Source organism: Bradyrhizobium lablabi, from assembly GCF_001440475.1.
GTDB classification, from domain to species: domain Bacteria; phylum Pseudomonadota; class Alphaproteobacteria; order Rhizobiales; family Xanthobacteraceae; genus Bradyrhizobium; species Bradyrhizobium lablabi.
Genome location: NZ_LLYB01000087.1, coordinates 71,584 through 80,908, shown reverse-complemented (window position 1 = coordinate 80,908; position 9,325 = coordinate 71,584). Strand labels below are relative to the sequence as shown.

Sequence of the window (9,325 nt, the reverse complement as noted above, 5' to 3'; positions counted from 1 at the left end):
GATAGCCGATCGCTTACCCACTCCGCCAGACGGGGTTTCCTTGCCGCTTACACTCATCACGGTGACGACCTCGGAATAGGGATGAGTGTGCGGCGGAATTTTATAATTCGGCGGGAGTTTCACCCGCTGGACGATCGTCTCGGCCCTTGTTGGGTCGCCGATCAGGATGGCGGTTTGCGCGCCCCTGAAGACCGGATGCTCTTTCCACGTCAGCCCATCGGGCTTGACCACCTTCATCGCATCTTGAGCCATCGCAGAACTTGCTAACGCGATCAAAGTGGCGGCGACAAAGGACTTGTTCATCCTAACCTCCTCTCACATGTTGCGAAGAAGGCCCGATAGGATACAGCAAAAACTCAAACTGAGGCACTTAAATTCATTTTTGGGTCGCCTTGAACCGTCCATCGCAAACCGAGTCCGAATTGGGTCACGAACGACAAAACTCAAAGTGAGTATAACGCGTCCGCTTTCGGGCGCATCGCGATCAAAGCGCTCCTTGGCCGGGCATGTTGAGCCCACCTGCCGGACAAGCGCTTCTTCAACAAGATCAAGCACTGCCGCCGGGCTGCGACGCGCTACGACAAGCTCGCCGCCAACTACCTTGCCTTCATTCAACTCGCATCGATCAGGCTATGGCTGCGCGCTAATGAGGCTCCTAGTTCGTCGCTTGAGGTTGGATTGCTTGCGCCGTGGTTGTGGCGGTCGGTCCCACCGAGAACGAAAGCACGACATTGTCGGCGCGCTGCTTGAACTGCTTTCCGACCGCGGCTCGTGCGGCCTCGGCGACTTCGCGCAGCGGTTTGTCCTCGATGAGTTTTGGGAAGGTGACAGATACCGTCGTGAGCCGACCGTTGTTCCAGTTGAAGCCGACCGCCGGACGGATGCCTATCGTCTGCGCGAGGTCGGTCTCGACTGCCTTGGCGTGTTTGAAACCGTCCACCAGGGCATCGACCGCGCCGCAGCCCGCAAGGCCCGCGGCAAGCAGGACAATGGCGATCGTGTTGCGTACCCTCGCGCCAGTCGTCCGGGGTTGGGTCAATAGAACTACCGAATTACGCCCTTGCATGGCTTGCTCCACCCCGTTCGCGGTTATGTGATCTTGGGCACGCGGCCTCTCGACAAAGCGAACCGGCAGCCGGTTTGGCCGACTAATGTTCAGGATGGCCCGACCAGGCTCCGGCGATCGTGAGATAACTCACAAAGGCCCGCGGTTGCTTCTGCTAATCAGGCCGGTGTGCTAGATTTGTCCTAGTTCTGGATGCGTGACCATGAAATCGCTCATGAAATCGAACCGATTGGTTCTTGCCCTGACGGCCCTGCTGCTCTTCGTGAGCGGACCGGCCCTTGCCGAAAAGCGCGTGGCGCTGGTGCTGGGCAATTCCAACTACCAGAATGTCGCACCGCTAGCCAATCCCGTGAACGACAGCAGCAGGATGGCGGCGACGCTGAAAGACGCCGGCTTCGATGTCGTCGATTCCCGCCGCGACCTGGCGGCGGCCGAGACCCGCCGCGCGCTGCGCGATTTCGCCGATCGGGCGCGCGATGCCGATATCGCGGTGGTCTATTATGCCGGCCACGGCATCGAGGTGGACGGCGCGAACTACCTGATTCCCGTCGACGCGCGGCTGGAACGCGACACCGATGTTTACGACGAAGCCTTCTCGCTCGATCGTATCCTGATCGCGATCGAGCCGGCCAAGAAGCTGCGGCTCGTGATTCTCGACGCCTGCCGCGACAACCCGTTCTCCCGGACCATGAAGCGCACCGTCGCGTCGCGCGCGATCGGACAGGGCCTGGCCAAGGTCGAGCCGACCAGCCCGAACGTCCTGATCGCCTATTCGGCCAAGGCCGGTTCGACCGCGGCCGACGGCGACGGCAACAACAGCCCGTTCACGGCCGCCCTGTCGCATCATCTGACCAAGCCCGGCCTCGACGTGCGCCGCGCGTTCGGGTTCGTCCGCGACGAGGTGCTCAAGACCACCAACAACCGGCAGGAACCGTTTGTGTATGGTTCGCTCGGCGGTGAAGACGTGCCACTGGTGCCTGCGCCCCGCCTGGCGCCCGCCGCGGCGGCGCCTGCGCCGGCCCCGAGTGCGCAGGCCGAAGCCCGGCGCGATTACGAGCTGGCGCTGCAGATCGGCAACAAGAGCGCGCTCAACGCTTTCCTCGCGCAATATCCTGACGGTTTCTATTCGAGCCTCGCCAAGCTTCAGCTCGACAAGATCGCCGCCGAAGAGACGCGCGTCGCAGCCACCGAAAAAGCCCGGCTGGCCGAACAGGAGCGGGCGCGGCTCGCTGCCGAAGGCGCCCAGAAGTCGCAACAGGCCAAGGCCGAGGCGGAAGCCAAGGCCGCCGAGCAGGCGCGTATCGCGGCTGAAAAGGCCAAGCAGGTGGCGCAGGATCAGGCCGCCGCCGCCGAGCAGAAGCGCGTCGCCGCCGAAAACGCCGCCGCCGACAAGGACAAGCCGGTGAATGTGGCCGCCCTCACTCCAGCCGCGCAGCAGCCGGACGTTACCAAGTCGGTGCAGGCCGAGCTGCGCCGCGTCGGCTGCCTCTCCGGCAACGCCGACGGTAACTGGAATAACGCCTCGCAGCGGTCGCTGACGCAGTTCAACCGCTACGCCGGAACCAAGCTCGACACCAAGGTCGCCAGCGTCGATACGCTCGACACGATCAAGCTGAAGTCGTCACGGGTGTGCCCGCTGGTCTGTGAGCACGGCTTCAAGGCCGAGGGCGAGCACTGCACCAAGATCGTCTGTGCCGAGGGCTCGTACCTCAACGATAACAATGAATGCGAGAAGCGCCGCGCCAAAAAGCCGGTCGCGAGCCGGGACAGGCCGGAACCGCGGCGGGCCCCGGAGGCGCGGCAAGGTCGGGAGCCGCGGCAAGTGATCGTAACGCGTTCCAACAACCCCAATGCCGCAGGGATGTCCCAGCAAGGCCGTCCGCTGACGGGCCTCGAACGCCAGCAGGGTTGCAATAGCTACCAGGCCATCATGTCGGGCGTGTGCCCGTAACGGCGGCCGGCATCAGATCAAGTCCACATTGGCGCTGTGACAGCGGGACCGATTGCTTTTCAAATCGCGCTTGCCGCGATATTCACCATCAAGGCCAGCAGCGCCGTGTTGAACACGAACGAGATGATGCCGTGCACCGTCGCGGTGCGGCGGATCACCCGGTCGGTGATGCCGACGTCGGATACCTGCGCGGTCATGCCGATCACGAACGAGAAGTAGACGAAGTCCCAATAGTCCGCCTCGTGATGCACGTCGCCACTCGGAAATTGCAAGCCACCGGGTGTGCGGCCACGGTAGAAATCGTGCGCATAGTGCAGCGAGAAGGCGGTGTGAATGACCGCCCAGGACAGCGCGATCGTCAACGTGGCCAGGATCAGCCCGGAAGCGCTGCCCTTCGAGACGCCAAGCTCGGACACGATCGCGGCCAGGCTCGCGAAGGCGCCGAGCGCGGTCAACAGCAGCAGCAGGAAACGGCCGTCGTCCTGCAGCACCGCGCTGCGCCTGATATGGCCGGTGTCACAGCGCAGCATCATGATGTAGGCGAGCACGAGGTAGAGCGCGGCAAACACATCCCAGCCGACGACGAGCCGTGTCGGCAGCCGCAGTGTGCCGGGCAGCAGGAAGAACGCGACGACGCCGAGCGCGATCGCGATGAAGGTGCGCGGCCGGCCATAGACCACGCGGATCGGCAACGGCAAGTTTCGGAACCGAACAAGGTGCTCTTCGAATTCCCTGCTCATCCGCTGCCTTTAACATAGCGTTTTCGAGCGAAGCATGCCCTTGGACTTGATCCGGGGGTGGATCCCGGTTCGCGTAAAGAAAACGCGTCAAACAAAAAAGCTGGAGCCCGGTTCTGATTCAATCAGAGCCAGGCGCTAGTTCTTGCGTTCCGCGACGAAACGCGCGGCCGCCCGCAGCACGTCACCCTTCGTGCCGAACACCGACAGGGCCGAATCCGCCCGCGCCAGGAGATCGCGCACGCGCTGCTTGGCGCCTTCGATGCCGAGCTGCGTCACGAAGGTGGTCTTGCCGAGCGCCGCATCGGCGCCGGCCGGCTTGCCGAGCGCGGCGGCGTCGCCCTCGACGTCCAGCAGGTCGTCGGCGATCTGGAAGGCCTCGCCGAGCGCGCGGCCGTAATCGTCGAGCGCCTGGTATTCCTTTTGCGAGGATTGGCCGAGGATCGCGCCGGCGATGCAGCCATAGCGCAACAGCGCGCCGGTCTTCATCTGCTGCAGCCGCGCCACGTCGACCGGTTCCCGATCGCCGAACCGACCTTCGCCGGCGAGGTCGAGGATCTGGCCGCCGACCATGCCGCCGATGCCCGACGCCCGCGCCAGCGCCCGCGTCAGCAGCAGGCGCACAGTGGCGTCCTTGTGGATCTCGTCGCGGGTGACGATGTCGAAGGCCAGCGTCAGCAGGCCGTCGCCGGCGAGGATTGCGGTGGCGTCGTCGGTCTTCTTGTGGAGCGTCGGCCGGCCGCGGCGCAAATCGCTGTTGTCCATCGCCGGCAGATCGTCATGGATCAGGGAATAGCAATGGATGCATTCCAGCGCCGCGCCGACCAAGAGGCCCGCCTCGCGCGGGACGCCGAATACGGCCGAGCTTTCGACCACCAGAAAGGGTCGCAGCCGCTTGCCGCCGCCGAGGCTGGAATAGCGCATCGCGTCCATCAGCCGCTTCGGCCGGGCGATCTCGTCGGGCAACAGCGTATTGGACAACAGCTTCGCCAGCAGCGCTTCGGTGTCCTCGGCGGTCTGGTCCAGTCGTTTGGCAAAATCGGCAGCGGCGGTGGTCATTAAGAATAGCTCCAGATCAATTTGGCCCGGACAATCGTTGATGCCAGAGGCTTCGTCAATTCCATGACTTCAGTCACAAAAGCGCTGGAAAACTCCCGAAATATCATGGAGATGTCACTTCGGTGGGGCCTGTTCACCGGTCCTGGACGGCGTGGTCTGAACCGGAAGCATCCAATTTGCGCATTGTCCGAATCTTAATACTGATCCTGCTGGCGGTGCTGTTGCTGCCCTATGTGGTGACGCCGTTCTACCGCACCGGCCATCCGGTCTCGACGCTGATGGCCTGGCGCTGGCTCAAGGGCGCGCCGGTGACGCGGCAATGGATCGATTTCAACGCGATGTCGCCCTACCTGCCGCGCTCGGTGGTGGGGTCCGAGGACGCCAGATTCTGCAGCCATCGCGGGGTCGATTGGGGCGCCTTGCAGGATGCGATCGACGATGCCGAGGACGGCGAGCCCGCCCGGGGCGGCTCGACCATCACCCAGCAGGTGGCCAAGAACCTGTTCCTGTGGCCGGGGCGCAGCGTGGTCCGCAAGGCACTGGAACTGCCGCTGGCGATGTGGATCGACCTGGTGCTGTCCAAGCAGCGGATCCTGGAAATTTACCTCAACATCGCGGAACTCGGCCCGTCCGGGCAGTTCGGGGTCGAGGCCGGGTCGATGTACGCGTTCGGCCGTTCCGCGGCGACGCTTTCGGCCCGCGAGGCGGCCTTGCTGGCGGCAATCCTGCCCAATCCCGTCAGGCGCAGCGCCCGTAATCCCGGTCCCGGGGTGCGCCGTTTGGCCGCCACCTACATGGCGCGGGCGAATGCCGCGGCACTACAGCGCTGCTGGCGCGAGAATCGCGGTTTTTGAGCCAATTTTCGGCCGCTTTTACCGCACGCCGGCCTAGCTTTACGCCGTCCGTTCCTCTATAAGCGCGGCCTTATCGGCATCGCAGCCTGTGCGCGAAGCGCTGGGCCCCCGTCTGGTTCGGACGATGCCTCCGACAACACCCCTAGAGGACCGTTATGGCCGTTCCGAGAAGAAAAACATCGCCCTCGCGGCGTGGCATGCGCCGCTCGGCGGACGCGCTGAAGAAGCCGACCTATGTCGAGGACAAGGATTCCGGCGAACTGCGCCGCCCGCACCATCTCGACTTGAAGACCGGCATGTACAAGGGCCGGCAGGTGCTGAAGAAGAAGGAATCCTGACCGGATAGGGGATAAGACGTCGCTTTAGGCGGCGTCTGCCCGAATTTGGCCAACGAGTGGGCCAACGGTTCCCGAGGGGCGAGGCGGTGCTTTGCCCGGGGACAATCCGGTTTTCCTTTGCAAGGCGCGACCCATGGTCGGTTTTCCGCTGCTTCTGATTCCGCTCGCGATCTACAACATCATCGTCTTCCTGATGCCGGAGGTGTCGTTCACCGATCCGCTGGTGAAGGTGACGCTGATGTCGGGTGCGGAGTGGGCGATTTCGTTGAGCGACGTGCTGCTCACGCTCAGCATTTTGCTGCTGCTGGCCGAAGTCATCAAAGGCGCGCGCCCCGGCGCGAAATATCTGACCGACCACCTGCTGTCGCTGATCGTGTTCTGCGCGGCTGCGGCCGAATTCGTGCTGTTGCCGAGGTTCGCCACGTCGACCTACTTCCTGATGACGGCGCTCGCGCTGGTGGACTTCCTTTCCGGCCTCGCACTGCGGACGCGGCGTCGAGCCGTTGCCGCGGCGCCGGCGCCTGCACCGAAAAGCGTCGAAAAGGTCGAGCCTCCCGTCGCCGAGCCCAGAATCGAGCCGGCGCCGGCAGCACCACCTGCGCCAGCAGCACCTGCGTCCGTTGTACCAGCGGCGCCAACGGCAGCCTCTGTTGCCGAATCCGTGTTGAAGGACCACCCCGAACCGAAACCGGTGCCGCCCGCGCCCACCGTCGCGCCCGAGGCGACCTCAGTCGTGCCCGACCCGGCGCCACCGAAAACGCCTTCACCGGAAATCACGCCGCCGGAAGCCTCGTCGCCCGAAGTCCCGTCACCGGGGCTGCAGCCGGGTCCAGGCCCAACGCCATCCCCGGACAAACCGGACACGCCTCAGCGCTGATTCGTAGCGTTTTCGAGCGAAGTGGACACCGGTTCGCGTGAAGAAAGCGCGTCAAAACAAAGATCTAGAGCATTATCGGTTCTGAGATCGGAACCGATAATGCTCTAAATGGTTTGCCGTGTCCGGAAGCCGGCGCTGCAACGGCGGATCTGGCTGGCGCCATAGGCGGTCTGCGCGTCGGCCAGCGAGGCCCGGCGCAGGCTGCGGGTTTGCGGCGCCTGGTCGGCGGTCGCGATCAACTGCGCAAGGAAGGTCGGATCGGGCCGCGGGATCGCTCGTCGCGGCGACCACTGCACCGACTGGGTCACCGGCACCAGCTCGACGCAGGGCGGCTCGTCGAGATTGACGAACTCGCCATCCAGGATTTCCTCTGGTCGATCGGCATCCAGCATCGCACACCGTAACCGGCAAAAACTGTCACGTTTTGGGACGTAACGCCCCACTGCGATAGGACCTCGCAAGGCCTATGCCGCTCCCTTCCGATTCGTTCCCGGCTGGCGCGGCAAGTCTGTGAAACATGGTTTCCGGATTATTTATGAACTCCACCTAGCCTCTCCTTCGGAAGAGCCACTATCCTTGCCATTGGGAATCACCCGGCGGTGTCCCGAATCGAGGCGACCTGATGCTTCCTGTCCCGCAAGCCTCCAGCATCCTCGCCTCGCTCGGCCAGGCGGCCTTTCTCTGGGACCTGATAGCCGACACCATTGCCTGGAGCGACAATGCGGGCGCGGTTTTCACCGACATTCCACCGGAAGCGCTGGCCAGCGGCGCCGGCTTTGCCCGGCTGATCGAGCCTTCCCGCTCGGTCCGGACCGACACACTCGCTCAATCGGCGTCGGCGCGCGGCGACGAAGGCGTCCCCTACCGGATCGAATATGGCGTGCGGGCCTCGACCTCCGCACCCGTGATCTGGATCGAGGAGACCGGTTGCTGGTTTGCAGGCGCCGACGGCAGGCCGGTGCGTGCGCAAGGCATCGTCCGGGTCAACAACGAGCGCCACGCCCGCGACGAACAGCTCATGCGGCTGTCGCGGCACGATCCGCTGACCGGTGAACTCAATCGCACCCATCTCGTCGCCGCGCTGGCAGAATCGATCGAGGAAGCGATGCGCTTCCGATCGACCTGCGCCTTCATGCTGATCGGCGTCGATCATCTGGCGCGCGTCAACGACGCCTTCGGCTTCGACGTCGCGGACGCCGTGATCGCCGAAGTCGGAAAACGCATCCGCGCCAAGCTGCGCGCCGGCGACGTGCTCGGGCGGTTCTCCGGCAACAAGTTCGGGCTGATCTTGCGGAACTGCACCGTCGACGACACCAATATCGCGGCCGAGCGTTTCCTCGCCGGGATCCGCGACGAGGTGATCCCGACCAAATCCGGCCCGGTCTCGGTGACCGCCTCGATCGGTGCGATCACCACTCCGCGCTATGCCCGCAATGCCGATGAGGCGATCAACCGCGCCCAGGAAACGCTCGATGCCGCCAAGCGCCGGCGCGCCGGGTCGTTCGCGCTGTGGAAGCCGAACGTCGAACGGGACGCCCAGCGACGCGTCAACATCCGCGTCACCGACGAGATCGTCACGGCGCTGAACGAGCGGCGGATCGTCACCGCCTTCGAGCCCGTGGTCGAAGCGCGCTCGCGGCAGCCGGCATTCTACGAATGCCTGGTGCGGATGGAGCAGGCGGACGGGCAGGCGCTGCTGGCGCCCGATATCGTTCCGGTCGCCGAGCGCTTGGGCCTGATCCGGCTGGTCGATCACCGCGTGCTCGAACTAGCGGTCGCCGAACTCGCGGCCTCGCCAAACGTGCGGCTCAGCCTCAACATCTCGCCCGACACCACGATGGACCCGGATTGGTGGACGTCGATCGAGTCGCTGATGCAGGCCCATCCCGGCGCCGGCGAGCGGCTGATCGTCGAGATCACCGAAACGGTTGCGATCCAGGATATCGACGATATCAGGGACTTCATCGCCCGACTGAAGAACTTCGGCAGCCAGATCGCGATCGACGATTTCGGCGCCGGCTACACCTCGTTCCGAAACCTGCGCAAGCTCGGCGTCGATATCGTGAAGATCGACGGCGCCTTCGTGCAGAACATCGCACGTTCGGCCGATGACCGCGCCTTCGTTCATACGCTGATCGATCTGGCGAACCGCCTGCAGATCAAGACGGTGGCGGAATGGGTGCAGGACGAGGAAGCCGCGGTCATGCTGCGCGAATGGGGCTGCGATTACATCCAGGGCCGCCTGATTGGCCTCGCCTCGCCGCAGCGGCCGTGGGCGGTAGCGGGAGATCCGGCGTTACCAGCGGCGGGTTGATTGTCGTATAGCCCGGATGGAGCGAAGCGCAATCCGGGGAAGCTCAGGCTACTTGCACGATAGTCCCGGATTTCGCTTCGCTCCATCCGGGCTACAAGCGCCATAACTCGCAGTGCTCAAAAACATGTG

The 9,325-nt window shown here is 64.3% G+C and carries 10 protein-coding genes and 1 pseudogene; 6 read left to right on the top strand and 5 right to left on the bottom strand.

Annotated features, from left to right (window positions below; all coding sequences use genetic code 11):
- Nucleotides 1-303 (bottom strand): cupin domain-containing protein (locus tag CQ14_RS25640; RefSeq protein ID WP_199805614.1); only part of this gene is annotated, 303 nt, incomplete at its 3' end.
- Between the two features lie 225 nt (nucleotides 304-528).
- Between CQ14_RS25640 and CQ14_RS42520 the strand changes: the two are divergent.
- A pseudogene (locus CQ14_RS42520) lies at nucleotides 529-642 on the top strand (IS5/IS1182 family transposase); the annotation flags it as partial.
- A gap of 13 nt (nucleotides 643-655) precedes the next feature.
- Here the strand turns inward: CQ14_RS42520 and CQ14_RS25635 are convergent.
- Nucleotides 656-1,078 (bottom strand): hypothetical protein, encoded by a 423-nt coding sequence (locus tag CQ14_RS25635; RefSeq protein ID WP_245320496.1) that lies wholly within the window; start codon nucleotides 1,076-1,078, stop codon nucleotides 656-658.
- 190 nt (nucleotides 1,079-1,268) lie between these two features.
- On the opposite strand from CQ14_RS25635, the gene CQ14_RS25630 reads away from it, so the two are divergent.
- A complete protein-coding gene (locus tag CQ14_RS25630; protein ID WP_082650029.1) occupies nucleotides 1,269-3,017 on the top strand; it encodes a caspase family protein in 1,749 nt (582 codons plus the stop codon).
- 59 nt (nucleotides 3,018-3,076) lie between these two features.
- Here CQ14_RS25630 and CQ14_RS25625 read toward each other — a convergent pair whose 3' ends face one another.
- Both CQ14_RS25625 and CQ14_RS25620 read right to left on the bottom strand, forming a co-directional pair.
- On the bottom strand, nucleotides 3,077-3,757 hold the full coding sequence (locus tag CQ14_RS25625) for a DUF1345 domain-containing protein (protein WP_057860623.1): 681 nt from the start codon (nucleotides 3,755-3,757) through the stop codon (nucleotides 3,077-3,079).
- A 135-nt stretch (nucleotides 3,758-3,892) separates the two neighbouring features.
- On the bottom strand, nucleotides 3,893-4,813 hold the full coding sequence (locus tag CQ14_RS25620; RefSeq protein WP_057860622.1) for a polyprenyl synthetase family protein: 921 nt from the start codon (nucleotides 4,811-4,813) through the stop codon (nucleotides 3,893-3,895).
- A gap of 176 nt (nucleotides 4,814-4,989) precedes the next feature.
- Between CQ14_RS25620 and mtgA the strand changes: the two genes are divergently transcribed.
- The 3 genes from mtgA to CQ14_RS25605 all read left to right on the top strand — a co-directional run bounded on the left by mtgA (nucleotide 4,990) and on the right by CQ14_RS25605 (nucleotide 6,882).
- A complete protein-coding gene (mtgA, locus tag CQ14_RS25615) occupies nucleotides 4,990-5,667 on the top strand; it encodes a monofunctional biosynthetic peptidoglycan transglycosylase (protein WP_057860621.1) in 678 nt (225 codons plus the stop codon).
- Between the two features lie 155 nt (nucleotides 5,668-5,822).
- Nucleotides 5,823-6,005, top strand: a complete 183-nt coding sequence (gene rpmF / locus CQ14_RS25610) for a 50S ribosomal protein L32 (RefSeq protein WP_024509484.1) — start codon at nucleotides 5,823-5,825, stop codon at nucleotides 6,003-6,005.
- Between the two features lie 133 nt (nucleotides 6,006-6,138).
- Entirely contained in the window at nucleotides 6,139-6,882 is a 744-nt protein-coding gene (locus CQ14_RS25605) for a hypothetical protein (protein WP_057860620.1), read from the top strand.
- A 104-nt stretch (nucleotides 6,883-6,986) separates the two neighbouring features.
- Here the strand turns inward: CQ14_RS25605 and CQ14_RS25600 are convergent, their stop codons facing one another.
- On the bottom strand, nucleotides 6,987-7,274 hold the full coding sequence (locus CQ14_RS25600; RefSeq protein ID WP_063800421.1) for a hypothetical protein: 288 nt from the start codon (nucleotides 7,272-7,274) through the stop codon (nucleotides 6,987-6,989).
- Between the two features lie 230 nt (nucleotides 7,275-7,504).
- Between CQ14_RS25600 and CQ14_RS25595 the strand changes: the two genes are divergently transcribed.
- Nucleotides 7,505-9,196: a putative bifunctional diguanylate cyclase/phosphodiesterase gene (locus tag CQ14_RS25595; RefSeq protein WP_057860619.1), complete on the top strand. Its 1,692-nt coding sequence runs from the start codon at nucleotides 7,505-7,507 to the stop codon at nucleotides 9,194-9,196.
- Nucleotides 9,197-9,325: the final 129 nt, after the last annotated feature.